Below are 24,810 nucleotides of genomic sequence, written 5' to 3'. Positions count from 1 at the left end.
TCATTCAGAAAATCTGACAGTTACTTATTACTTTTCTTATAACGCTTAACTGCCTTTTGGTAGTTGGCATCTAATTGCTTAGCATCCTTGCCTGAAAGATGCTTATAACTCCGCTTTTCGATGGCCTTTCCTTTTTTGTCAAATATGATTACCGTCAACTGATTACCTTTAGCCTCATAACTGATTTTTCCTTCACTTCGTCGCTTATAAAGATCAATCAGCTTTTTCTCCATTTGATCGATGGCCTTTTGGCTGACAAGTGCACTGGCCTTATAGTATTTTTGAACAATGCTATGAACTTCTTTTTGGTAGTCTTTAGGAGTCACTAAGGGCTTAAACGTTCTAGACCAAGCACTAACCTTATAGTTTTTTCCCGTTTCGAAGTCAATAGGAGACACATTGTCAAATGACCCATAACTACTCTCAAAGGTATAGTAAGTGTACTCTTTAGCTTCTTGGTCTTCAACACGCATAAAATCCTTTAGCTTTGTTCCTTCATAACCAGGTTTACCGTCCATCCAGGTCTTGGTCGTACTGTTATAATACTTAGCCGTTTGCAATTGGTAAAGACCATCAGCTATTTTCCCTGTGTGATGCCTCCAAAACACATAGCCTCCACCCATTAGACCTAAAATTATTAGGATTCCGGCAAGGCCTTTGACTAAAAAACGATGCCATTTAAATTTTGAACCTGCATTAACTGATTTTTTGTACATATTTTTCTTTTTCCTCTTCATTGTCCACTGTTTAATGATTAACTGAAAACAACTATCTTTTATTGTAGCAAAAATTATGGAAATATTTCTGTGATTATTTTCATAAAAGAAAAAACCAGACTAGCTGGTTTTTGTTCATTTCACATTTAACTAGGAATGAAAGAGTTTTTTATCAGCTCTAACATCGCGCTCATATTCGTAATCTAGTTTTTTCTCTTCTTCTTTTGTTAGGCGTTTAAAGACTTTTTCTTCTGAAAGTTTGCCTTTTTTATCATAGATAAGGACAATAATTTTATCGCCATTGACCTTATAGTGAACCGTCTCTTTAAGAGATTTTTTATAATCCTTAATGTAGACTTTTTTACTATCGTCGATATCAGATTTAGTGGTATATTCGTCCACTTTATAACGATTATCTACAGCTTTCTCAACGACTTTTGTGTAATCAGCCAAAGACATTGTTGGTGTGAGCGTTCTAGACCAGTTATCAAGACGGAAAGCTTTTTCGGTATCATAATCCGTAAAGTCAACCAAGTTAACCGCACCAGCCAAGGTGTAGTTATAAAATTTCAACTGATTGCCTTTAACTTTAACAAAATCACCGTCTTTTAACTTCCCTTTCTCGTAGGATTCCATACCATCAACCATCTTTTTCTTGTCCTTATCATAATAGCGATAAGTTTCTATTTGATAGGTTCCTTCTGAGATTTTACCTCCCTGTAGGTGGAAATAGGCATAGCCACCAAAAGAAAGTGCAATTAGTACAACTGCTCCAATAACAGAAGCAATAATGATCGTCACTGTCTTAGACAAGCCTTTTTTAGGTGCCACAACTGGTGTCCCTTGTCCAGTCACTGGCCCACTCACCTGAACTTGTGGCTGGCTGTTCTCTGCCACAGGCTCTGAAGCTACAAATTCACCGTTAGCTTTAGCCTGTTGAATTTCTTCCTCGCTTGGTTTGCGATTATTGATTGTTTCAAAATAATCTAACCATTCTGTTTCGTTCATAAAAGTCCCCTTTTTTCATTGATACTCCTATTTTACCAGAAAAATGCCAAAAATCCATTTGACTATTTTCATAAAAAGAAAAGCAGTACCCGACTTTATGCCTGATACTACTTTACTAGACTTATGAATGTTAAATTCTATCAACGCTCTTTTTACTGCTACTGCTAGAGCTTGATTTTGAATCGCTACCATAGTCGTCACTATAGCCGTAACCATAGTCACTTCCATAGTCACTTCCATAATCACTACCGTAACCATAACCATAATAGTCCTTGAAGTCATCGTATTGATTGCTATAAGACTTCAGCTCTTTCTTATAATCCTTGACAGCGTCTTTATAATCATCCCAACGTTTGTCTGCATCAGATTTACTTAAACGTTTAAGGGTAATACGTGACTCAAGCTTTCCTTTTTTATCATAAGTAGTCAGAGTGTATTCATCACCATGTTTGACATAAGTACGTTTTTCCTTCAAGGTATCTTTATATTCTCTTGTTGTTTTTTTAACGACTTTGTCAGCTGCCTCTTTGGTATAGAACGAATAGTCTTTTCTCATCTTTTTCATGAAGTCTTTTGTGGCATCTTCGACTTGATCCGCATTTAAAACTTGACTTTGTGTTTTATTCCACGGATCAAATACCTGAGGAACATCCATCTCATAGTCTATCAAACTAACATATGATTTATTGTCACTCTCTAATAAATTGTAGGTTCTAGATTGATTATTCTTTACAACTACAAAAGACTGCACGTCCAAACCTTCGTCCTTGTATTCATCTAAGCCATCAACCATTTTATCTTTGTCTTCATCATAACGAGAGAGAGAAACGACTTCATAGGTTCCATCTACAATTTTTCCTGACTGATAACGCCATAATGAATAGCCACCAACAGAAAGTAAAATCACTGCCACAGCACCCAAGACTGATGCTAGAATAATCTTGGCTTTTTTTGACATTCCTTTTTTCACTGGCATGGCTTGTTGGAAGGTTGCTGTTGTTTGGGCAAACTGAGGCTGTTGCGTCATAGAAATAACAGGTTCAGCTGGTTTAATTTTTCTTGGTTCATTAGCCTGTCCAGTTGCTCCAAAGACATTAGGTCGCTCAAGAATAAACTCCCCTGCTGCTTGAGCTTGAGCTAATTCTGCTGGACTTGGTTTGCGACCGTTGACTAATTCAAAGTACTCAATCCACTCTTGCTGGTTCATAATAATCTCCTTTTTATTGGTCTACAAGTCTATTGTACCAAAATTAATGATGAAATAGTATTTGACAATTATCATAAAGCCTGTAAGTTTTTTAATAAACCATTAGGCTACAATTCTCGATAGTAAAGAGCTGCTTGGTCGGTAAGTGGGTTCAACGCCAGATGGCATAATCTCCATAATGATCCCAGCCCTTATGATACTCCAAGGCATACTCATAATCCCCATCATAACCACTTTTGAGTTCTTCGGCTTCCTCTGAGCTTAATCGTTTAAAAGTTCTACGCGACTCAATATGTCCATCATCAGCATAAACAGTCAGAACGAGACCATTAGGACTCTTTTCATAAGTTCTTTTTTGCTTCAACATTTTTTTATAATCATCTACACACCTCTGGACAGATACTTCCTTTACTCTTGAATACTCCTCTCCCTTTTTAGAAATCTTATCAATATAAGAAATCACTAGAGCTTTATATTCAGAGACTGTTAGATCCTGTTTCAAAGTCCCAGTACGTGGGTCAAAAGTCTGTGGGATCTTTTCATCGTGCTCAAATGGTGAGACAAAAGGTTCCCCATCCCCCACAAAAACATAATAAAATTGAGATTTCATATTCTCAACAACTATAAAATCCTCATATAAGCTATCATTATTCTCTCCCCGCTCAGTCCAATTTATCAATTCATTGGAATATGCTGATTTAGCCTCATATTTTACCATCTGATAGGTGCCATCCGGAATATGATTCTCTTGATACTTCCAAAACCTTCCCTCTCCAATGGCTATTAAGACTACCGCCACAAGGCCTAGAACCGAAATAATAGCAATCTTCCATTTTTTTGCCTTAGTCATACTTCTCCCCTCCTTATTGGCCTATTCTTCAATACTATTTTACCAAAAATAGGGGAATAGCTAGTGACAGGACAGCAAAGGAAAAAGCCAGCATTATTCGCTGACCTTCCTATATCTTAAAGAAACAATTGACTTTTCTTTTAATTAACTTTTTCTGATCTATTAATCATCAGAATCTTCTTGACGTTCTTTTTTATCTTCTTCAACTGCTCTGTCATAATCAGCTAGTCTTTCTCTAGAATCCTCTTTTGATAAACGTCTAAAAGTTCTCTTTAAAAATAATTTCCCGTCCTCATCATAATTCTTCTCTGTAAACATATCACCATTTTTCTCATATAACACTGTCGTTTTTGATTTTTTCTGGTAAGACTCCTTAACATCAAAATAAGTGTCGTTGATAAACTTTGGATAGTTTTTTCTTAATTTCGTAAACTCAGATTCATACTCCGAAAACGACATCTGAAATTTAGCCTGCTTTTCCCAAGGATACAACTTTAAGGTGTTTACAGTTGAGTCATAGTCAGTAGGATTAACATAACTACCCGAGTCTAATTTCCAAAAAGAATGATATTGGTAATTATCTCCTTTAACAACTACAAAGTCATATAATGGCACACCATCTTTAGCAGACTCTTTCTTAATTTCTATCCACTTCTTCTTTTCATAATCATAATATTCACCATATACCTCTTCATAAACTCCTGAAGCAAGCTTTCCAGATTGGTAACGCCAAAGGCTATAGCCTCCAACTATCAATAAGATCGCAGTAAGAACCCCTAGAATAGAAAATACTACTGTTTTAGTTTTCTTGGTAAGTTTCCTTTTTGGTTTGGGCAGTTTATCCATACTCTCAAATTCCGGAGTAACAGGTTGTGTTATTTGTTGAGTACCTACATTAAAAGACTGATCCTGGCCCTGTTGATTTACTCGAGTCGTTTTTTCAATTGATACCGTCTGTTGGAGATTCGGACTAGCACTCACAAACTCCCCAGCCTCTTTTGCAGCCGCAAACTCTTGTGGAGTCGGTTTACGATCGTTTATCACCTCAAAATATTTAATCCAATCTTTCTGATTCATTATTAATCTCCTTTTAAATGAAATATTTATATTATTATTTTATCAGAAAAACCAATAAATCAATATTTAGTTTTATTATATTAAAGTATTGCCATATAAAAAAGGCTTGAAAATATCAGCTCTCAAACCTCTTTCTTACTTTCTATTTTTTAACATCCTCAGCACCAATGACTGGATATTCGGTCAATTCTGATGCTACTTCTTCAGCCTGGTCTGATCCTTCTGATTTTTCCTCAAGATCAAACTTAGGTACATCTTTTTCATAAGCATTAATGATGTCAGCTACGACTGGGTGACGGACGACATCACTGGCAGAGAAATGAACAAAATCAATAGACTTGATACCCTTCAATTTTTCCATAGCATCAATAAGACCTGACTTAACACGACGTGGAAGGTCAATCTGGCTCATGTCCCCATTGACAATCATCTTAGAATTAAAGCCAAGACGCGTTAAGAACATCTTCATCTGCATGATGGTCGTATTTTGCGCCTCGTCAAGGATAACAAAAGCATCTTCAAGGGTCCGACCACGCATATAGGCGAGTGGCGCAATTTCAATAATTTCACGTTCCATGAGACGGGTCGTCTGCTCTTTACCGAGGATTTGATAAAGGGCATCATAGACAGGGCGAAGGTAAGGGTCTACCTTTTCCTTAAGGTCTCCTGGTAAGAAACCAAGACTTTCGCCTGCCTCAACAGCCGGACGGGTTAGCACAATACGTTTCACCTGACCACGCTTAAGTGCTGTGACAGCTAGGGTAACTGCTAGAAAGGTTTTTCCTGTACCTGCTGGACCAATCCCAAAGACCACATCATGATTTTTAATACTATCAACGTAGACCTTTTGTCCCAAGGTCTTCACTCGAATTGGTTTACCACTATTGTCCTTGATAATTTCTTCTTCATAAAGGGCAACAAATTTGTCAATCGAACCATCCTGAGCCATGGTTAGAGCTGCCACAACATCTGAAGTGTTAACCAGCATCCCTCGCTCCACTAAAACGAGGAGGGCTTGAATGGTCAAACGTGCCAATTCAACGCTTTCCTGATCGTCTCCAAGAATTTGGACACGCTCTGTTCTAGCATGAATGATAAGGCCCAAGTTATCTTCAATGAGTTTTAGATGACGCTCATTGGTTCCAAAAAGCGACAAGACATCATCTGGGTGATTAAGGGTAATTTCAACAGAATACTCTTGCAAATAGAGTTCCTCTTTCTTAAGTATTTTTATCCATTATATCAAAAAAATCACGCTAAGCGTGACTTTTTATCATTCTGACTTATTCATTAAATGACACGTGAACGTGGTCATAGTGGTTTTCAGTAACGCTACCACGGTCTGGCATTTGGTTCCATGTGTTAGCTGGCCCGTAGATATTATCTACTGGTGCGTAGAATTGTTGTCGATAGATGACATATGAGATACCTGCATTTGAGATATTGTCTACAGCATATTGAGCGACTTGATTACCAACTTCTGAACCAACTGGTACCATAACGTCAACGGCAAGTCCTTTACCATGGTCTTGAGGATCACCTTCACGGTAACCACCGATATCAGTAAGACCGAATTTTGATGCTACATCTTGACGGAAAGCTTCAGCTTGTGGTTGAAGGTGTGGATCCGTTGGAAGCGTGTTTGTTGAAGCAGGTTGTGCTGCTGGCGCCTCTGAAGCCGCTGGGGCTTCTGAAGCTACTTCTGATGTTGCTGCTGGTTGCTCTGCTGGAGCTTCTGAAGCCGCTTGGGCCTCTGAAGCTGCCTCTGATGTTGCTGCTGGTTGCTCTGCTGGAGCTTCTGAAGCCGCTGGGGCCTCTGAAGCTGCCTCTGATGTTGCTGCTGGTTGCTCTGCTGGAGCTTCTGAAGCCGCTGGAGCCTCTGAAGCTGCCTCTGATGTTGCTGCCGGTTGCTCTGCTGGAGCTTCTGCAGGCTGTGCTGTTTTTTCTTCAGCTGCTGGTGCTGGAGCTTCTGCAGGTTTTGCTTTTGCTGATGCCGTTACATGATCAATGGCATCGGCAACTGGTTGTTCAGTATCTGCGTAAGCTGGTGCTTCAGATGCTGAAGCGATAGCTTCTGTCACTTCTGAAACAGCTTGTGTTGATTCTTCTGTAGCAGGAGCAACTGTAGCCGTTGTGTCTACTGAATCAACAGGAGCAGACAAATCTGTTGTTGCTACAGCTTGTCCGTTTACTGTTACTTCGTTAGTTGTCAAGTTAGCCTCTGCAACAACAGATGCATTTGAAGTTTCTGAAGCTGGTGTTTCAACTTTAACTGATACTGCTTGGTTATCAGCGTTGTAAGTTGTTGTCAAGACTGTTCCAGGGAAAATCAAGTCAATGTTTGTGATTTGGTTGATATTAGCCAAAACATTTACATCGATTCCCATTGCTTCTGCGATACTACCCAAAGTGTCACCGTATTGAACAGTGTAAGTTTGTTGGTTATCACTAACAGCGATGTCGGCTTTGATTTGGTCCACTGAACGGGCAGTCCAATTGGCTACTTCATCAGCATGTACATGACTAGCAGCAAAAAGTGAAAGAGCTGCGGTCGAGTATAGAAGTGCCTTAGTTGTTTTTGATTTTGATAACATGTATAAATTCATTCCTTTTTTAACAATTTTAACACTTACAATAATACCACACTTCTCGTCAAAAAAGTGGCAAATTATTGCACTTTAAAGCAATTACTAACTAGTTGTAATACGCCTAATTTATTGAAAAAAAGCTGAGACATTTGTAAAAAAATGTAACAATTCATTCTCCCTCAACTGCTGTTTTCTTGAAAATGTTTTTGTCAAGATAGGTCTGTCCTTTAATAGGAATTAAGCACTATTAATGCGCTAGATAGTCTTCCCAAATATGATCAAATTGACCTAGATTGAAAGAGAAACTAGCCTGATCTTCCAAGTAGCGACTCACCTCTTCAAAGTCATCAGTATGTTTAGGAAAGGTTGAATCGTCAAACGCCAAGTCAGCTAAAATGGCTACTGGTTCATTGGATTTAGGATTACGTTGCGTCATCAGCCAAGTATAAAAAGATTTTCTCATACTTTCTCCTAACTGATTAATTCTGTTCCGAACTGATCTTGTTTGATTTTTTTAGCCTTCATCAAACCACCCAAGGCCTTTTTAAATTGCCCCTTTGAAATACCAAAGGTTGCCTTTATATCTGCTGGTGATGATTTATCGTTCAGAGTCATAAAACCACCGTTGCTTTCTAAATAGGTCAAAATCATTTGAGCATCATTTTCAAGCATCTCAAAAGAACGTGGTTTCAAAGACAAATTCAAGGTACGATCGACCTCACGAAAACCAATCACACGGGCTTCAAGGACTTGACCCAAGCGTGGCTCAGCATAACGTTCTGACGGATGGATGAAACCAAGCATGTTATTTTCTGGTAGGTAAACAAAGGTTCCTGAGAGCTTGAGACGATAGGCGATAGCTGGCCATTTTTGATTCTGCATATTGTCATAGGCAGGCCCAGCCATACGTTGAAAGACTTCAGGTTCAGCAGGAAGCCCCCAAATACGGTCTTTTTTATCGACGTCTAGTTTGATGTAGAGTTTATCACCCTTCTTAGGCCAAAGCTCTTTGAGTTCCGGCAGCACATCAAGAGAGACGGCAATTTCTTTATCTGGGATTCCCACATCCACAAAGACACCTAAATTCTTACGAACCTCAGTGACTTCTCCCCAATCATAAGAATCACGAGTTGCCTTAATTTCCTTTTGTGTCAAACGTGATTTCTGCTTGCTGTCAGTGTAGGCAAAGCCTGTTACCATGTCACCAATCGCATGATTTCCTTCATTTTTAGCCAAAGCAAAGGTCACGCCATCCTTTTGGACAAAGTAAAAGCGATCATTTTCATCAGTTACTAAGGCAGTAATGATGGTTCCAAGTAGTGTATTCATATTTTTCCTCAAAAAGAGAGCCGGACAAGGAAGCTAACATAGTCCATGCTTTTTTGCTTCTGTCCCACTCTCCTTATTTTTCTATTGATTAAACAGTAAGGAGTTCTTTTTCCTTTTCTGCTGTCATGCTGTCGATTTTTTTAACAGCATCGTCTGTTGCTTTTTGGATATCCTTTTCAAGACCTTTCAATTGGTCCTCTGTGATTTCCTTGTCTTTTTCTTGCTTTTTAGCTTCATCCATAGCATCACGACGGATGTTACGGATAGCGATCTTAGCATTTTCACCAACTTTTTTAACTTCTTTAGCCAATTCCTTACGAGTTTCTTCTGTAAGTGCTGGGATAACCAAGCGCACAACAGAACCGTCGTTTGCTGGGTTAATACCAAGGTCAGATTCGTTGATGGCACGTTCGATATCAGCGATTGATCCTTTATCAAATGGTGAAATCAAAAGAACACGTGCTTCAGGAACAGTGATTGAAGCCAATTGATTAAGAGGCGTTGGGGCACCATAATATTCGACTGTGATGCGGTCAAGAAGTGAGGCATTGGCACGACCTGCACGGATTGAACCAAATTCGCGAGCCAATGACTCATGTGAGTGGGCGAAGCGTTCTTTAGCTTTTTCAATAATTGCGTTTGACATAATTTCTCTCTTTCTTACTTGTGTGCGTCTGCTTTATTTGAAACGGTAGTTCCGATGTGTTCACCTAGAATAACACGTTTAATATTACCTGGTTCATTCATGTTGAAGACTACGAGGTCAATGTCGTTATCCATTGACAAGGTAGAGGCTGTTGCGTCCATAATTTTAAGACCACGTTTGATAACTTCCACATGGGTCAATTCATCAAATTTAACCGCATCAGCATTCTTACGTGGGTCATCATTGTAGACACCATCCACACCATTTTTCGCCATAAGAATAGCGTCAGCCTCAATTTCAGCGGCACGGAGGGCTGCTGTGGTATCAGTTGAGAAGTATGGAGAACCGATACCTGCTGCGAAGATAACGATACGTCCTTTTTCAAGGTGACGAAGGGCACGACCTCGGATATAGGGTTCAGCCACAGATTTCATATCAATAGCCGTTTGAACACGTGTGTCAACACCAAGTTGTTTCAAACTGTCTGCCATAACAAGGGCATTCATAACTGTTCCAAGCATCCCCGTATAGTCCGCTTGAACACGATCCATTCCTGCTTCGGCTGCAGGTTCGCCACGCCAAAGGTTACCACCACCGATAACCAAGGCGATTTGAACACCTGATTCTGCGACTTCTGCTATTTCTTTAGCCATTGTTTGTACGGTTGGAAGATCAATCCCAACACCACGTTCACCAGCCAAAGCTTCACCTGAAAGTTTAATGAGGACACGTTTGTATTTTGGTTCTACCATGATTTCTCCCTATTAACTATGTTGTTTTTCTGATTGTATTCTTGGCTCAGATTTATCATTCCTAATCCGTAAATGACCATCTTTTTAAGAAGGAGATTAAGCTCTTACAAGCTCTTTCCAGATTGACAAATGGTCTCTTTATGACAAAGCGAACACTAAATCTTCATCCTTACTATTTTATCATAAATTAGGGTTTTCACCTAGTCAAATATTTTAAAATATCCTTACAAGATGACCGTAAAAGTGATGGTGTCATCTTTGTAGGAGGCAAATAGACGCCCTTTAAATAATTTGACCATGCTTTGAGCCATGGATAGGCCTATGCCAAAACCTTTATTTTCCTTGTTATTATGAGATTCTTCGATACGATAAAAGCGCTCAAAAAACTTACTATAATCGACTGCCTTACCATCTTTATAGGTATTTGACACTTCTAAGCGAGCCCGCTTACGTGTTCTTCCGACTTGGCGGAGCCTTACAGTAACCGTCCCTTCTGGGTCACAATACTTGTTAGCATTATCCACAAGGAGAGTTACAAGTTCAAAGAGAGACTTTTCTTCGGCCTTTACATGGATATCTGGAGAAATATCCATAAGGAAGGATTTCCCGTCACGAACAACTGGTCCCTTAAAGTCCTCTGCTGCATCCTCAGTAACATACGAAAAATCCACATCTTGAAGAACGATATCAGGATGCTCCTCAAGCCGAGATAAAGCCACAAGCGAATTGATTAGAGTGGTCAATCGTGCTACCTGGTCGTTAGTAGACTTGGTCCATTCGTTTTCCCCAGTCATGAGTTCCTGTAGCTCCGTGTTGGCAGAAATAATGGCCAATGGGGTCTTCAATTCATGACCTGCATTTGTGATAAAACGCCGTTGCTTTTCATAGTTTCGAATGAAGGGGCGAATGACGATTCCAGACAAAGCACTGACAATAACGACAAAAAAGATGAAGCCAAACAGTGATAAAAGGATACAAAGACTCATTAAAGCTTGGGAAGAATTATAATAAGAAGACGTGTCCAAAAAGACTACCAAAACCTTATTTTTACTGACCTTACTTACTTGATAGCTAAGATTGATGTTTTTTTCTCGAATCGTTCCAAGATTACTCGTCATACGGCTAGCTGCAAGTGCATAACTAACAGCCTCATCATCATCTATTAAAGAAATATGACTGGTATCTTGGCTGACCACTTTATCACCAGACAAGGTCACGCTGAAAAATCGAAAACTGTCTGAAGGAATCTCACGTCCTTGATTGATCTCAATTTTTGTGGTTTTCCCAAAGCTACCATTATTTTCCGAAAGGGTGTTGAGTACCTTGCTAATTTCCTGCTCCGTCTGAAAAGACCTCACGGTATTGATGATTCCCACCATAAAGACCAAGATAAAGAGAATGGCCAAGGAAGCAATCGTAATAAATTGCAGGCGTAATCGTCTAAACATGTCCTACTCCTCTCTCATTAGCTCAAGACAAAAGTCGCCACCCTTTTCGCCCAAAATGCTAATATCAGCCTTAATAGCTTGCAATTTCTGGCGCAGATAGGAAATATAAACCCAGACAATTGATTCATCAACGTCATCTTCATCAGCCCAGATGGTTTTAAAGAGGTGCTCAGTGCTTAACTTCTTGGTAGGATTGTGCATGAAATAAGCCATTAACTTGGTCTCACGACTTGAAAGGCGAATACTATTGCCAGCCACTAACTCTTGATCCTCTTGGTCCAAACAAACCGAGCCAAGCGTCAAAACTTTTGCCGTAAATGTTTCACTAAAACGGCGCTCCAATGAACGCAAACGAGCCAAAAGTTCCTTTAGAGACATGGGCTTGGTCAAGTAGTCATCCGCACCAGCATCAAGTCCCGTCACACGATCATCAATTTCGGCCATGGCCGTCAACATAATGACATGCGTGGTATTCCCAGTTGAGCGAATTTCTCTTAGGGCTTCAATACCTGTTTTGATGGGCATCATGATATCCATGATCATCACTTGATAGGCATTCTGGGCAGCCAAATCCACTGCTTCTTGCCCATTAAAGGCCTGATCCACTTCGTACCCCTGATGTTCAAGAGCTGCTTTATAAACCCGAGAAAGGTCTTCCTCGTCCTCTGCTAATAAAATTTTCAGAGCCATCTTAGTCCCCTCCTTCTTGAATTAAATTACGAATGGTCTGCATGGTCAAATCACATGAAGCCAATTCATCTGCGCAACGCTTAAGCTCACGGGTGATCATTTCTGTATTCTTGATATCATGCTTGTACTTCATCTGATGTTCCAGACTGGCCCAGGAATCCTGAGCAATAGTACGAAGTTGAACCTCTACAAAATAAGTACCTTTGGCCTGACCTAAAACATCTGGAAAGTCTGTTTCTATTTCCAAAATGAGGTGATAAGAACGATAACCGTTAGGCTTGGCATTTGAAATATAATCCTTCTCATTGTGGACCGTGACACCAGGAATAGCCTTTATCACTTCGATAGTTTTGTAAATATCATCAACAAAGCCACAAACGATACGGATTCCAATACTGTCACAAATTTCCTTGAGGGCAGACTGGCTAGTCTCAGGCAAATTCTTCCGACGACACTTTTCACGCATGGAGTCACTTTCCTTAATCCGTGAAATAAAATGTTCATAGAGTTTAAAGCCTGTTTCTTTTTTGCTCGCAATATTAGCCGCAATAATAGGGTCTGTTATTTCTTGTAAAATGTTGGGGAGATACTGAGCATATTCCCCATAAATACTTGAAGTTGACATAAAAACCTCCTCTAATAGCGTTTCTTCATTATAGCATAGATAGGCTTAAAAATAAGGAATGAGCCTAATAGAGCTAGCATTGTGACTATGAAAAAAATCCAGCCGAAGCCAGATTCATTTTACATCTCTAAGTTTTCCTTCCACTTGACTATTCTTCAAGAGATTTGACAAAAGGCCAGTTGCCCAGCTTGTGTTTTTCATAAGTCAAAACCTTGTAACCACATAGCTTATAGCCATTCTTCTCATAAAAAGGTACATTATAGTCACGGTTAGTAATCAAGCCAAGACTACGGCCTCCTGTGCTACGCACAAAGGGTTCAACACCTTCAAGTAAGAAGCGACTTCCGATTCCCTTTCTTTGAAAATCGGGGGTTACCGCCAACATCATCAGGTACCAGTCGTATTCTGCAGAATCTTCCAAATGTCTCTCTGATTCTTCGACAAAGTTAAAATATTTAAACAACTTGGTAATACTGATGAAACGGAACAGCTTGGTCGCTCCATTTTGCAAATAGTTAAGCATGGAAACCGTCTGATGTTGCAAAATAGCTACCGCAACAATGCGACCATCCTGTTCGGCTACCAAGCAAGAATCCATCTTTATTGCCAAACGCACTAACATTTCCTGTAAGGCTAAGACAAATTCCTGGTACTGCTCAGGTTTCTTTAAATTACTGGCAATCATTGAGAGATAGGGATAATCTTCAAAGGCATCTGCACATACTTGTGCAACTTCCTGAACTTCATCTTGTCTTGCTTGACGATATTGCATGACGGGTCTCCTAATCTATCTGTTTTTTCTCAGTATAACATAAAACGCACGACCTATAGTCATACGTTTTATGAAAATTTGTTAAATATTATAATTTTGTAAGAAAATCCTAGGTAACTTCTTCGGTAAACTGACTATTATAAAGATCAGCGTAGAAACCATCTGCCGCCATAAGGTCAGCATGATTACCCTGTTCAATAATATTACCATCTTTCATCACAAGGATAAGGTCAGCATTTCGAATGGTTGACAAACGATGGGCAATGACAAAGGAAGTACGACCTTCCATAAGCTTGTCCATAGCTTTTTGAATCAATTCTTCAGTACGGGTGTCGACTGATGATGTCGCCTCATCCAAAATAAGGAGAGGTGCGTCCTTAAGAAGGGCACGGGCAATGGTCAAAAGCTGTTTCTGACCAACTGAAAGTGTAACCGAGTCATCCAAATAAGTATCATAACCTTTTGGAAGCGTGGTGATGAAGTGGTGAACACCGACAGCCTTGGCCGCAGCAATGACTTGCTCGTCAGAAATTTTTTCTTGGTTGTAAATCAAATTATCACGAATAGTACCTTCAAAGAGCCAAGTGTCTTGAAGCACCATAGAAAATTGATCATGGACAGTTCCACGTTTCATATCATTAGTATCCACACCGTCAATAGTGATACGACCTCGGTCGATGTTATAGAACTTCATAAGCAGGTTAACAATAGTCGTCTTACCAGCACCCGTTGGACCAACGATAGCAATCTTTTGTCCAGGTTTTGCGACTGCTGAAAAATCATGAATAATAGTCTTTTCAGGCGTATAACCAAAGGAAACATGGTCAAAGACAACTTGACCCTTAGTATCTGTCAACTCAGCTGTCTTGGCTGACTCGTCATCCATATCTTTTTCTTCCAAAAATTCAAAGATACGCCCAATAGCTGCAGTTGCTGATTGGAGTTGTGTAATTCCTTGCGCAATTTGAGAAAGGGGTTGTGAGAAGATACGAACATAGGTCATGAAGGCTACCACATCACCAATAGTCAAGCTTCCGTCAATAACCTTAATAGCTCCCACAAGACAGACCATAACGTAACCAAAGTTCCCAATGAAAATCATAAGTGGCATCATAATACCTGAGATAAACTGAGACTGCCATATCGACTTATAAAGTTTATCGTTTAGGGCCTTGAATGCCTTACTGCTCTCTTCAGTGGCATTGTAACTCGTTACAACTGCTTGACCTGTGTAGATTTCTTCGATATAACCGTTGATATTAGCCAGATTATCTTGTTGGCGTTTAAACAATGGTTGCGAGAAGCCCATGATAAAGCCTACAAGAACAAATCCTATCAAGACAGAACCAATGGCGGTAAAGGCCATGCTGACATTCGAATAGAGCATCATAATGATAGCTGCCACCAAGAGAACACTGGACGTAATTAAGGTACCCAGTCCTTGACTGAGCGATTGTCCCAAAAGGTCAACGTCATTGGTCACACGAGAGAGGGTGTCTCCTTGGGAGTGACTATCAAAATAATTAAGAGGAACACTGTTAATTTTCTTTTGGATAGCGGTACGGAAACGTTGTGAAAAGCGTTGTGTAACCGTCGCAACCGTAAAGCTTTGCAAATAACCAACAATGGCTGAGATAGCATAGAGAACAGCCAAGGTTAAAGCAATGCTGCCCACCTTGTCTAAATCAATACCGGGAATAATTCCCATCTTAGTTGGCGTAATCCCATCAGTAATAAGATTGGTGATTTCTTTTAATTTATCAGGTCCAATAACTGTAATGACCGCTGAAATAATAGCCCCAAAAATCGCTAAGACAAAGGGAATTTGAAAGCCTTTAATATAGGGTTTTAAGCGTTTATAGGACGATGTTTTTGGCTTATTTTCCATTTTCTAACTCCTCCTTAGACAATTGTGAATAGGCAATTTCTTGGTAGACTTCATTATTAGCCAAGAGTTCCTTGTGGGTTCCTTGACCAACAACCTTACCTTGGTCAAGCACCAAGATTTGATCGGCATCCATAATGGTAGAGATACGTTGAGCAACAATCAACTTGGTCATATCTTGTGTTTTTTCAGCTAATTCTTGACGCAGTTTACGGTCTGTCTTATAGTCCAAAGCTGAGAAGGAATCGTCAAAAATCAAGATTTCAGGCTTACGAGCCAAGGCACGCGCAATAGCCAAACGTTGTTTTTGTCCACCTGAGAAATTAGACCCAGCTTGAGCCACTTCTGCCCTAAGTTGACCTTCTTTATTTTCAACAAAGTCTTTTCCTTGAGCCAATTCGAGAGCATCCCAAATCTTAACATCATCAAGGGGACTATTATTGCTGGTTCCCATCGTCATATTTGACGTGATGTCCCCTGAGAAAAGTACTGCCTTTTGTGGAATATAACCGACAATATTGTGCAAGGTGTCATGGTCATACTGACGTACATCTACACCATCAACCTTGATAGTCCCTTGCGTGGCGTCGTAAAAACGTGGGATAAGGTTGACAAGCGTTGATTTACCAGAACCAGTCGAACCAATGAAGGCAACCGTATCCCCCTTCTTAGCTTTGAAGCTAACATGCTCCAGAACAGGCTCTGAAGTTTCAGAATAACGGAAGGAAACATCATCGAATGCGACAGTACCGACTTCTTTAGGCTTTTCAGAGTTGTTTTCAGGGTAAGAAACTGAAGATTGGGTATCTAAAACTTCATTGATACGTCCAGCTGCTACAACGGCACGTGGAAGAAGGAAGAAGACAACAATCATCATCATGAATCCCATAACAACCTGCATGGCATAAGAGGAGTAAACCACCATATCTGAGAAGAGATGGATTTTATCTTCCATGGCACCAGCAATCTTAGTTGGATCTGTTGGAATCTTAACATCTTCAATCAAATGCGCACCAATCCAATAAATAGCTAAGGTTAAACCACTGGATACAGCTGTCATAACTGGTGTTAGTAAGGCAAAAGAGCGTCCGATAAAAAGATTATTTCGAGTCAAGGCTGTATTGGCATCTTCAAATTTATCCTCTTGATAACTTTCGGCGTTATAGGCACGCACCACACGAATTCCAGTAAGAGATTCACGTGTCACGCTATTGAGTTTATCTGTCAGAGTTTGAATCAAGCGTTGTTTAGGCATAACCATGATTAAAAGGAAAAGCAAGAGAATGGCAATCACCGCCACAGCAACGAGCAAGGCTAGGAGCCAATTTCCATTTTTATCTGCAATCTTAGTAATCGCCCAGATTGCCATGATTGGCCCTTGTGTAACAACCTGTAACCCCATGGTAAGGACCATCTGCAACTGGGTAATATCATTTGTCGTACGGGTCAAAAGACTAGGTATGGAGAATTTCTTAATCTCAGCATCCGAAAAATCAAGAACCTGATGGAAAATATCATCTCGAAGACGAGTAGTGAAACTTGCCGCTGTTCTGGCAGCTAGAAATCCAACTGCTACAGAGGCCATAAAGCCCGCAAAGGACATCAAAAGCATTCGCATCCCTGGGACATCCGTATTCCAGGCGAAAATATCTGATGCTTTAGTCCCCTTGGTTGATAAGAGGGTTGTGATGTCAGACATATAGTCTGGAATTTTCAAGTTTAGATAGACGTTCAAGCAAACAAAAATCACAGCTAAGACAATCATACTTAACTCTTTTGCCGTCAAACGTTTAAATATTTTAAACATAAGTTACTCCTTATTTTTCTCTAAATTCTTGCGAATTTGATGAAAGACTCGAAAAGCCGTCTCGGCATCTTCTTTTGATATACCTTCTAACAACTGCTCATGAATGGCCTCTCGGAAATGTTCGACATCTTGGGCCTTCTTTTTGCCCAAGTCTGTCAGATGTACATACTTGTAGCGTTTGTCCTTATCTGATGTCACCAATTCAACGAAACCATTTTTCTCCATCCGTTTGACCAGATTACTAGCCACCGATTTAGAGATACATAGTCTTTTCTCAATGTCTTTAATAAAAATTTCCTTATCTTGGTTGTCAGACAAATACTTGACAGCAAAACCTTGAGGACCAGCTAGATGCTCAACACCATGCGCTTTACCTAGCTCTTGCACCCGAGATTCCATGGTATTGATGAACTCTCTGAAGTCACTAAAGGGATCTTTTCCATGCATTGCATCTTCCTCCTTAAATAATTCTCATGGGAACTATTTTAGTTCTTATGAGAACTATTGTCAAGAAAAAAGTTTCTATGAGAACTAAAAAAGAGTGAGGTAGGAATTTTTAGTGTCTACTCTCACTCTTCAACTGTAATGTATCTCTCTTAGAATCTATTTCAAGTACCTTCTATATGATAACACCTTCCAAATGGTCCAATTCATGTTGAATAATTTGAGCTGGCATACCAGAAAAACTTAACTGCTTAGGCATCCATTGTTCATCTAAATAAGCTACCTCAACTGATTCAAAACGTCTGGTTGGACGACTTCCCTCTAAAGACAAACAAGACTCCTCGGTTTGAAATGGCGAAGACTTGCTGACTATAACAGGATTAAACATAACCAGATTGACAAAACCAATATTGACGATGATAACACGCTTTTTAACCCCAATCATATTGGCTGCCATACCCACACAAGCATCTTTGTGAAATTCCAGTGTATCACGCAAATCCTTAGCCAAATAGAGGTCTTCTTTAGTCGCTTCTGTCGATTTTTGTCCTAGAAAAAAGACATCCTTTACGATAGTTTTTATCATCTCTTTACTCCCTTATCATTTCTTTCTTAAGCTATGACATCATATGTCCTTCTTTTATCTGAGCCAACGGTTTTTATTTTCAGACATAATAGCCTCAACTTATTATATCAAAAATGGCTGACCTCATAAGAGAGATAACTAAAAAGAAACCCTCAGGCTTCTTTTTCATCGTTCTTTCTTCACTCTATACAAATAGCCAATAAAAGCTAAAAAACTAATCGCTGAAACACTCATTGCCATTTTAGCTACTGGGGTATAAGCATAGGTCAATACAACACGATGCTTGCCTGGTGGCAAGACTAAATTAGTCGGGTTCTTTTCATTAGATAAGTAAGTTGTTGCTGGCTTCCCATCTATCGTCACTTTCTGCCCCTTGTAGTAGAAAACAGGCAGTGACAAAACTTTCTCAGCTTGGGAATTATTGGTTACCTTAAATAACAGCTCATGAGGAGATTGCTTGATGGCTGACTTAATTTCCTGAGTATCTAGAAAAAGGTGTTTATCAAAGACAAACTTAAAGGGAACTTCTTTATTGGTATAATCGCCGTTGATATTTTTGTAAGTTCCCTTAGCCAGCATTTCTTTCGTAACTTTTGTATTACTCGGCAATATGTTCTTGACTTTAGTCATCTTATCTTGAACAGTAACAATCTGAAACATATTCAGGCAAATACCAATCAGGACAAGTACCGTCGTAGCTTTTAGAGAAATAGTCTTTAAGATATTAGCCAGGGCTAAGCTGAAAAATAGCAAAGCCAAACTCCATAATCTCCAAGGAAATTGAAGATTGGACACCGGGCTTTCCTGCAATAACTGCCAAGGAAAACTCTTCAAGGTTAAAAAGGCTAAAACAAGAGATATAAAAAGGTAAATTCTAGCTTCCCTATCCTTCACCAAACACTTAGCAAAGGCTAGACTTAACACTAAACCAACAAGATAAAGAAGATTAACTGATGGGGTCCTTAAATCACTACTTACAATAAGCCCCCAGGTATCTGACAAACTCAAAGCCGTTTTGGCTAGAAAAGGCTTAAATGTCGTCCGCAAAGTCACATACCTAAATTGCTCTATCATAGGCACAAAATAGGCCAGAGACATTCCCAAAGTTACTAGAGTAGCCTTAAGAAAGCCCAGTAACCGCTCTTTCTTAGAGTCCCAAATGCAAAAACTGGTTACCACTGCTAAGAAAATCAAAACAGAGGCTAAGACGACCGATAAAACATGGGAATAGACAAGGCCAAGCATCCCAAGGGTCAAGACCCACCATTTTTTGTAATCTCCAAAAGTTAGCAAACGCACGCCTACAAAAACTAGAGGCAGAAAAATCATCGCCAGCGTTTCACCAACCGCTGCCCTATAGTAGGAATTATGCAAGAAATAACCCGAAAAGAGATAGAAGGTAGAAAATATCAGCACCTGCTTATCAGAATACCTCAATAAACGTAAGCCATAAAAACTAAGCAAACAGGTTGCAAAGCGAACAAGAAACTGAAAACTCATCCAAGCTACAAAAATAGATTGTGTCAGCTTATATACTAAGAAGATTGGATAGTAGGTCAACCAAGGATAAAAGGTATTGATTAACTGGCCAGTGCCTCCATTGGTCGTAAAATTGATAGGACTCTTCCAAATGGTGTCTAGAGACAAAAGACGGTTAATATGAAAAACCACATCATCGCCATAAAGCTTATCTCTAAAAAAGAACATTGGCAAGATTGACAAGAAACTTATCAAAAAACTCAGTACAAGGACTCCCCAATTACTAGAGTTCTTCTCTCTTTCTCCAAAGGGACTTTGTTCAATAATCACAATTCTTCCTCTCGTATTAAATCATAAAATTAGCTATAAAAAGAGATTCTTTGCTCCCTCATTATACCAAAAATCCAGCAGGAAACTTTTTACCTCTTTAAAAGATCACGTTCCTGACAACCAGACAGACTATCACTACAGCTTGATCCACCTGCCATACCCTTTCAAACAAAAAAAGAAACCCGCAGGCTTCTTTTCTTATTTTATCGAGAGGCTTATTAATCAGATCAGGTCTGCTAATTAAACAATACCTTGAGCTGACATTGCATCTGCAACTTTAAGGAATCCAGCGATGTTGGCACCAACAACAAGGTTACCTTCATGACCAAATTCTTTAGCAGCTGATGCAGCATTTTCGTAGATACCTTTCATGATATCGTAAAGTTTAGCATCAACTTCTTCGAATGTCCATTGTGTACGTTGGCTATCTTGTGCCATTTCAAGAGCTGATACAGCAACACCACCAGCGTTAGCAGCTTTGGCAGGACCAAATGATACACCAGCTTTAAGGAAGACATCAATAGCTCCCAAAGTTGAAGGCATGTTTGCACCTTCTGAAACAGCAATAACGCCATTTGCTACAAGTGTTTCTGCATCTGTTTCATCCAATTCGTTTTGAGTTGCACATGGGAAAGCCAAGTCAGCTTTGATAGACCAAACTGTCTTTTCACCACCAGCAGGTGTGTAAGTTGCATTTGGACGAGCTTCTGCATATTTGACGATACGTTCACGTTTAACTTCTTTGATTTCTTTCAACAAGTCAACGTCAATTCCGTCTGGATCATAAACAAAACCAGATGAATCAGAACATGTCACAGCTTTAGCACCTAGGCTTTGCAATTTTTCAATAGCGTAGATGGCAACGTTACCAGCACCTGAAACAACTGCTGTCTTACCGTTAAAGTTTTCACCACGTGCATTAAGCATTTGTTCTGCAAAGTAAACAGCACCGTAACCAGTTGCTTCTGTACGAGCAAGTGAACCACCCCAGTTCAAACCTTTACCAGTAAGAACACCTGTGTATTCGTTACGGAGACGTTTGTATTGGCCATAGAGGTAACCAATTTCACGTCCACCAACACCGATATCACCTGCAGGTACGTCTGTATCTGCACCGATGTGTTTGCTCAATTCAGTCATGAAGCTTTGGCAGAAACGCATGATTTCGTTGTCTGATTTACCTTTAGGGTCAAAGTTTGATCCACCTTTACCACCACCGATTGGTTGACCAGTCAATGAGTTTTTAAAGATTTGTTCGAAACCAAGGAATTTAATGATTGATTGGTTTACTGATGGGTGGAAACGAAGACCACCTTTGTAAGGACCAATAGCTGATGAGAATTGTACACGGAAACCACGGTTTACTTGTACTTGACCTTTATCATCAACCCATGGTACACGGAATGAAACGATACGTTCTGGTTCAACCAAACGTTCCAAAAGGTTTTCTTCAATATACTTAGGATATTTATCGAAGACAGGGACAAGTGAATCGAAAACTTCTTCAACTGCTTGAAGGAACTCAGCCTCGTGTCTGTTTTGAGCTTTCACTTTTTCAAAAACGCTAGCAACGTATTCTTTACCTGTTGTCATATCAATGTTTCCTTTCAAATAATTACCTTAGTAATTTAATTACATGAATAGTATAAATTTTCAGAATCTTCTTGTCAAGTATTTTTTGTTATTTTTTTGATTTGTATGTTAGATTTTATGACATCAATTCAATTTTATCTATTTTAAGTCTTTTCTAAAACCTTATCAATTCAGCAATGTAAGCGCATTAACTTTTTCGGCTTTTTCTTGAATTTTTTTTTTTGCTTTTTTTGAAAATTTCATGCCATATTGGACGTGAAAAACAATTTAGTAATTTTACTATTTTCTATTTACAAAGACTTTGAGCTATGCTACTATTAATTTAGTAATTTTACTATATTTCAAATAAAGGATTATTCTTATGAAAAGAAAACAGCTATCAGGAAAGCGTATTGGGATTGTGTTTGGAACTTTCGCTCCAATGCACATTGGGCATGTTGACCTCATCACCAAAGCCAAACGCTATAACGATAATGTTCTAGTAATCGTTAGTGGCAGTAATGATCAAGAAGATCGTGGAACACGCGCTGGCCTGTCTCTCAACCGACGCTTTCGTTACGTTCGTGAAGTATTTTATGATGACGAACTTGTTGTCGTAGATAAATTAGATGAAGAAGGGATGCCTGCCTACCCTGAGGGCTGGATTCCATGGGTTAAGCATGTTAAGGAGCTTATCTCGAAAAATACCGACACCCCTGAAAAGATCACCTTTTATGTTGGTGAGCCCGAGTATGTGACTGAACTCAATGAACACTATCCCCAAGCGCAGGTAGAGCTCATCGAACGTTCTATTATAGACATCTCTGCTACCGAGATTCGTGATAACCCTATGGAAAATTGGCGATTTATCACTAAGCCTTTCCGTCGCCACTTTACACGAAAGGTCCTGGTTGTCGGATCTGCTAGCGGTGGAAAAACTACCCTCGTGAAAGATTTGGCTCGTACATACAATGCTCCCTGTTCTCTGGAATATGCCCGTGAGTATCAAGAAAAGTATAATGTTCGTGATGATGAATTGGATACCAATGACTATATTCACCTCTTGACCGACCAATATGCACAGACCGCTGATATCATTGATAAGGGGCAACACTCAGGTCTTATCTTTGCAGATACCAATTCAACGGTGACAAAGGTTTATATTGACTACTATTTGAAGGAGAGTATTTCTCAAGAAGAATTTGACACCTTGGACCGCCTCTATCAAGTCACTCAAGCTCGCGAAAAGTGGGATTTGATTTTTGTCATTCTACCAAAGTCAAACTATGTTGATGATGGCTTTCGTGATATGACTATGGCTGACAATCATACACGTGACTGGTTTACCAAACATCTTTTAGACCTACTGTCACCATTTAAAGACAAAATCGTTATTTTAGGGGAGAATAGTGACAGTGATAGCTTTTTTGCAGACAACTACCATTATGCCAAAAAGGCAATCAAAGAACGTTTGCACATTGAGGTTTAGATGACCTTTTCAAGCATTCATCTCTCAACTTAGCATCAAAGACAAGGAGGAAAAAACATGCCGAAAACTTTTGAAAATTCTGGTAGTGAAAAGGACTTCTTGAAAATCTACCAGCAAGAAGAAATGGATAAATATGCCAAACCCTCAGTAACAGTAGATTCAGTCATTTTCCGCTATTATGAGGGAAGCGTTCAAACCTTACTTATCAAGCGAAAAAACCATCCCTTCTTGGGAAAATATGCGCTTAGTGGGGGCTTCGTCCAAGAACAAGAAGATCTCAATATGGCTGTTTGTCGCGAAGTTCTTGAAGAGACATCAGTGCAACTCAATCCAGAGCATATTGAACAACTCATCACCGTTGGGACACCTTATCGTGACCCTCGAATGTGGACAATTTCAGTAGCCTACCTCTGTTTTAAGTCTTATAATGACCACCAAGTAGAAAAGGCTGCAGATGATGCTGCATCGACCCATTGGGTAGACATTGCGATGGTAAATGGCCAGTTACAACTGATTGACGGTGACAAGCAACTGACTCAAGATGACCTTGCTTTCGACCATTGGGATATTCTGTTGACTGCCATGAAACGCATTAAGGGACGATTAGAATATCATCCAACCATACTCAGCATCATGCCTGATGAAAACACCTTAACCACTTATCGTCAGCTTTTTGGGACATTTAACGAGGATTATCTCAAAATGGATTCCACAAATTTCTTGCGTCGCTTTAAACATATTTTTCAAAAAACAGGCCGCCAGATGGCAACGAGAACCAAAAAAGCTGCCACTTATTCCTATAAAATCTAGACTCCTTAAAGAGGGTCTTTGTTTGACAATTCGACTCTCACATAGTAGTATTAAGAAAAATTAAAAAGAGGTATCGTATGAAAAGTTTTACATTGATTAGTGGAATCCTCATAACCCTCTTGGGTGTCTTTTTCTTCGCTAATCCTACCAATCTTCTGGCCATTGTCGGTTGGCTTTTTGCACTAGTGATGTTAGTATCAGGTGTATCAAGCCTCATGGTTTATTTCAAACGAGATAATGAGAAGCGTTCCTTTATTCAACTTCTTCAAAGCATTATTTCAATCATTTTTGGTATTATTTTGCTTTCAACATCAGCATGGGTACTCTCAGGTGTTGCCGTAACTATCATCGCCTGGTGGTTGCTGGTCTCAGCCTTTACCCAGGGTTTTCACGCCTATCGCCAACGTCAGTTTGGTTTTTCAGGTCAACCTGCCCTGTCAATTGCCTTGATTTGCCTCGTCTTTGGACTACTGCTCTTTAGCGCACCATTTTTCTCAGCCTTTCTGATTGGGCGCTTGGTAGCTTCATTGATTATTTTTGCAGGTGTCTCTGTTCTCTCCTTTTCATTCCGCTTATGGTAGGATAGAACCATTCACCAGATAAACATAAAAAAGCCTTGCATCTGATATAGTCCTACTTAAGTAGACAGTAAAAATACATAAAGTACTGTTTACGAAAGTAGGATTTTTATTATGTCTAG

General features: G+C 39.6%; 24 protein-coding genes. 3 read left to right on the top strand and 21 right to left on the bottom strand.

Going from position 1 to position 24,810, the window contains the following annotated elements:
• Nucleotides 1-20: 20 nt before the first annotated feature.
• The 21 genes from QRD39_RS05090 to gdhA all read right to left on the bottom strand — a co-directional run bounded on the left by QRD39_RS05090 (nucleotide 21) and on the right by gdhA (nucleotide 21,832).
• Entirely contained in the window at nucleotides 21-716 is a 696-nt protein-coding gene (locus tag QRD39_RS05090; protein WP_285955876.1) for a hypothetical protein, read from the bottom strand.
• Nucleotides 717-866: 150 nt separating this feature from the next.
• Entirely contained in the window at nucleotides 867-1,724 is an 858-nt protein-coding gene (locus tag QRD39_RS05085) for a hypothetical protein (RefSeq protein WP_285955875.1), read from the bottom strand.
• 130 nt (nucleotides 1,725-1,854) lie between these two features.
• Complete coding sequence (locus QRD39_RS05080) at nucleotides 1,855-2,931, bottom strand: hypothetical protein (RefSeq protein WP_285955874.1); 1,077 nt, start codon at nucleotides 2,929-2,931, stop codon at nucleotides 1,855-1,857.
• A 151-nt stretch (nucleotides 2,932-3,082) separates the two neighbouring features.
• Nucleotides 3,083-3,781, bottom strand: a complete 699-nt coding sequence (locus QRD39_RS05075; protein WP_285955873.1) for a hypothetical protein — start codon at nucleotides 3,779-3,781, stop codon at nucleotides 3,083-3,085.
• Between the two features lie 162 nt (nucleotides 3,782-3,943).
• The gene (locus QRD39_RS05070; protein WP_285955872.1) at nucleotides 3,944-4,858 is read right to left on the bottom strand and encodes a hypothetical protein; all 915 of its coding nucleotides are present in this window, start codon (nucleotides 4,856-4,858) and stop codon (nucleotides 3,944-3,946) included.
• 142 nt (nucleotides 4,859-5,000) lie between these two features.
• Entirely contained in the window at nucleotides 5,001-6,062 is a 1,062-nt protein-coding gene (locus QRD39_RS05065) for a PhoH family protein (RefSeq protein ID WP_285955871.1), read from the bottom strand.
• Between the two features lie 79 nt (nucleotides 6,063-6,141).
• Nucleotides 6,142-7,452: a LysM peptidoglycan-binding domain-containing protein gene (locus QRD39_RS05060; protein ID WP_285955870.1), complete on the bottom strand. Its 1,311-nt coding sequence runs from the start codon at nucleotides 7,450-7,452 to the stop codon at nucleotides 6,142-6,144.
• A gap of 241 nt (nucleotides 7,453-7,693) precedes the next feature.
• The gene (locus tag QRD39_RS05055; RefSeq protein ID WP_004183949.1) at nucleotides 7,694-7,909 is read right to left on the bottom strand and encodes a YozE family protein; all 216 of its coding nucleotides are present in this window, start codon (nucleotides 7,907-7,909) and stop codon (nucleotides 7,694-7,696) included.
• Between the two features lie 8 nt (nucleotides 7,910-7,917).
• Nucleotides 7,918-8,775, bottom strand: coding sequence for an RNA-binding virulence regulatory protein CvfB (cvfB, locus tag QRD39_RS05050; RefSeq protein ID WP_285955869.1), 858 nt, complete (start codon nucleotides 8,773-8,775; stop codon nucleotides 7,918-7,920).
• Between the two features lie 88 nt (nucleotides 8,776-8,863).
• Nucleotides 8,864-9,421, bottom strand: coding sequence for a ribosome recycling factor (gene frr / locus QRD39_RS05045; RefSeq protein ID WP_004183951.1), 558 nt, complete (start codon nucleotides 9,419-9,421; stop codon nucleotides 8,864-8,866).
• Between the two features lie 14 nt (nucleotides 9,422-9,435).
• Nucleotides 9,436-10,173, bottom strand: coding sequence for a UMP kinase (pyrH, locus tag QRD39_RS05040; protein ID WP_004183953.1), 738 nt, complete (start codon nucleotides 10,171-10,173; stop codon nucleotides 9,436-9,438).
• Between the two features lie 224 nt (nucleotides 10,174-10,397).
• Nucleotides 10,398-11,621, bottom strand: coding sequence for a sensor histidine kinase (locus QRD39_RS05035; RefSeq protein WP_285955868.1), 1,224 nt, complete (start codon nucleotides 11,619-11,621; stop codon nucleotides 10,398-10,400).
• Between the two features lie 3 nt (nucleotides 11,622-11,624).
• On the bottom strand, nucleotides 11,625-12,311 hold the full coding sequence (locus QRD39_RS05030) for a response regulator transcription factor (protein WP_285955867.1): 687 nt from the start codon (nucleotides 12,309-12,311) through the stop codon (nucleotides 11,625-11,627).
• A gap of 1 nt (nucleotide 12,312) precedes the next feature.
• Complete coding sequence (locus QRD39_RS05025) at nucleotides 12,313-12,936, bottom strand: GTP pyrophosphokinase (protein WP_285955866.1); 624 nt, start codon at nucleotides 12,934-12,936, stop codon at nucleotides 12,313-12,315.
• A 148-nt stretch (nucleotides 12,937-13,084) separates the two neighbouring features.
• Nucleotides 13,085-13,708: a GNAT family N-acetyltransferase gene (locus QRD39_RS05020; protein WP_285955865.1), complete on the bottom strand. Its 624-nt coding sequence runs from the start codon at nucleotides 13,706-13,708 to the stop codon at nucleotides 13,085-13,087.
• Nucleotides 13,709-13,817: 109 nt separating this feature from the next.
• A complete protein-coding gene (locus QRD39_RS05015) occupies nucleotides 13,818-15,596 on the bottom strand; it encodes an ABC transporter ATP-binding protein (protein ID WP_285955864.1) in 1,779 nt (592 codons plus the stop codon).
• On the bottom strand, nucleotides 15,586-17,400 hold the full coding sequence (locus QRD39_RS05010; RefSeq protein ID WP_285955863.1) for an ABC transporter ATP-binding protein: 1,815 nt from the start codon (nucleotides 17,398-17,400) through the stop codon (nucleotides 15,586-15,588). Before QRD39_RS05010 ends, QRD39_RS05015 begins: the two co-directional genes overlap by 11 nt.
• A gap of 3 nt (nucleotides 17,401-17,403) precedes the next feature.
• Complete coding sequence (locus tag QRD39_RS05005) at nucleotides 17,404-17,847, bottom strand: MarR family winged helix-turn-helix transcriptional regulator (protein WP_285955862.1); 444 nt, start codon at nucleotides 17,845-17,847, stop codon at nucleotides 17,404-17,406.
• 172 nt (nucleotides 17,848-18,019) lie between these two features.
• Nucleotides 18,020-18,430 carry a peptide deformylase gene (locus QRD39_RS05000; protein ID WP_285955861.1) on the bottom strand — a complete coding sequence of 137 codons (411 nt, stop codon included), beginning with the start codon at nucleotides 18,428-18,430 and terminating at the stop codon, nucleotides 18,020-18,022.
• Between the two features lie 165 nt (nucleotides 18,431-18,595).
• Entirely contained in the window at nucleotides 18,596-20,239 is a 1,644-nt protein-coding gene (locus QRD39_RS04995; RefSeq protein WP_285955860.1) for a glycosyltransferase family protein, read from the bottom strand.
• A 240-nt stretch (nucleotides 20,240-20,479) separates the two neighbouring features.
• Nucleotides 20,480-21,832, bottom strand: coding sequence for an NADP-specific glutamate dehydrogenase (gene gdhA, locus QRD39_RS04990; protein WP_285955859.1), 1,353 nt, complete (start codon nucleotides 21,830-21,832; stop codon nucleotides 20,480-20,482).
• 361 nt (nucleotides 21,833-22,193) lie between these two features.
• Between gdhA and QRD39_RS04985 the strand changes: the two genes are divergently transcribed.
• The 3 genes from QRD39_RS04985 to QRD39_RS04975 all read left to right on the top strand — a co-directional run bounded on the left by QRD39_RS04985 (nucleotide 22,194) and on the right by QRD39_RS04975 (nucleotide 24,691).
• Nucleotides 22,194-23,300, top strand: a complete 1,107-nt coding sequence (locus QRD39_RS04985) for an AAA family ATPase (protein WP_285955858.1) — start codon at nucleotides 22,194-22,196, stop codon at nucleotides 23,298-23,300.
• 57 nt (nucleotides 23,301-23,357) lie between these two features.
• Entirely contained in the window at nucleotides 23,358-24,110 is a 753-nt protein-coding gene (locus QRD39_RS04980) for an NUDIX domain-containing protein (protein WP_285955857.1), read from the top strand.
• 77 nt (nucleotides 24,111-24,187) lie between these two features.
• Nucleotides 24,188-24,691: an HdeD family acid-resistance protein gene (locus tag QRD39_RS04975; RefSeq protein ID WP_008533882.1), complete on the top strand. Its 504-nt coding sequence runs from the start codon at nucleotides 24,188-24,190 to the stop codon at nucleotides 24,689-24,691.
• Nucleotides 24,692-24,810 lie beyond the last annotated feature (119 nt).

Origin of the sequence: Streptococcus raffinosi (genome assembly GCF_030284685.1) — a bacterium.
Classification (GTDB): Bacteria; Bacillota; Bacilli; order Lactobacillales; family Streptococcaceae; genus Streptococcus; species Streptococcus raffinosi.
The sequence above is the reverse complement of the archived record's forward strand: the minus strand, read 5'-3'. Positions and strand labels throughout refer to the sequence as shown.

Coding starts and splice junctions, on each gene's coding strand:
- QRD39_RS05015 (WP_285955864.1), bottom strand. CDS start 15,596: ATGGAAAATAAGCCAAAAACATCGTCCTATAAACGCTTAAAACCCTAT.
- QRD39_RS05070 (WP_285955872.1), bottom strand. CDS start 4,858: ATGAATCAGAAAGATTGGATTAAATATTTTGAGGTGATAAACGATCGT.
- QRD39_RS05020 (WP_285955865.1), bottom strand. CDS start 13,708: ATGCAATATCGTCAAGCAAGACAAGATGAAGTTCAGGAAGTTGCACAA.
- pyrH (WP_004183953.1), bottom strand. CDS start 10,173: ATGGTAGAACCAAAATACAAACGTGTCCTCATTAAACTTTCAGGTGAA.
- gdhA (WP_285955859.1), bottom strand. CDS start 21,832: ATGACAACAGGTAAAGAATACGTTGCTAGCGTTTTTGAAAAAGTGAAA.
- QRD39_RS05010 (WP_285955863.1), bottom strand. CDS start 17,400: ATGTTTAAAATATTTAAACGTTTGACGGCAAAAGAGTTAAGTATGATT.
- QRD39_RS05080 (WP_285955874.1), bottom strand. CDS start 2,931: ATGAACCAGCAAGAGTGGATTGAGTACTTTGAATTAGTCAACGGTCGC.
- QRD39_RS05030 (WP_285955867.1), bottom strand. CDS start 12,311: ATGGCTCTGAAAATTTTATTAGCAGAGGACGAGGAAGACCTTTCTCGG.
- QRD39_RS05075 (WP_285955873.1), bottom strand. CDS start 3,781: ATGACTAAGGCAAAAAAATGGAAGATTGCTATTATTTCGGTTCTAGGC.
- QRD39_RS05000 (WP_285955861.1), bottom strand. CDS start 18,430: ATGATAAAAACTATCGTAAAGGATGTCTTTTTTCTAGGACAAAAATCG.
- frr (WP_004183951.1), bottom strand. CDS start 9,421: ATGTCAAACGCAATTATTGAAAAAGCTAAAGAACGCTTCGCCCACTCA.
- QRD39_RS04985 (WP_285955858.1), top strand. CDS start 22,194: ATGAAAAGAAAACAGCTATCAGGAAAGCGTATTGGGATTGTGTTTGGA.
- QRD39_RS05005 (WP_285955862.1), bottom strand. CDS start 17,847: ATGCATGGAAAAGATCCCTTTAGTGACTTCAGAGAGTTCATCAATACC.
- cvfB (WP_285955869.1), bottom strand. CDS start 8,775: ATGAATACACTACTTGGAACCATCATTACTGCCTTAGTAACTGATGAA.
- QRD39_RS04975 (WP_008533882.1), top strand. CDS start 24,188: ATGAAAAGTTTTACATTGATTAGTGGAATCCTCATAACCCTCTTGGGT.
- QRD39_RS05025 (WP_285955866.1), bottom strand. CDS start 12,936: ATGTCAACTTCAAGTATTTATGGGGAATATGCTCAGTATCTCCCCAAC.
- QRD39_RS04980 (WP_285955857.1), top strand. CDS start 23,358: ATGCCGAAAACTTTTGAAAATTCTGGTAGTGAAAAGGACTTCTTGAAA.
- QRD39_RS05055 (WP_004183949.1), bottom strand. CDS start 7,909: ATGAGAAAATCTTTTTATACTTGGCTGATGACGCAACGTAATCCTAAA.
- QRD39_RS05035 (WP_285955868.1), bottom strand. CDS start 11,621: ATGTTTAGACGATTACGCCTGCAATTTATTACGATTGCTTCCTTGGCC.
- QRD39_RS05090 (WP_285955876.1), bottom strand. CDS start 716: ATGTACAAAAAATCAGTTAATGCAGGTTCAAAATTTAAATGGCATCGT.
- QRD39_RS05060 (WP_285955870.1), bottom strand. CDS start 7,452: ATGTTATCAAAATCAAAAACAACTAAGGCACTTCTATACTCGACCGCA.
- QRD39_RS05085 (WP_285955875.1), bottom strand. CDS start 1,724: ATGAACGAAACAGAATGGTTAGATTATTTTGAAACAATCAATAATCGC.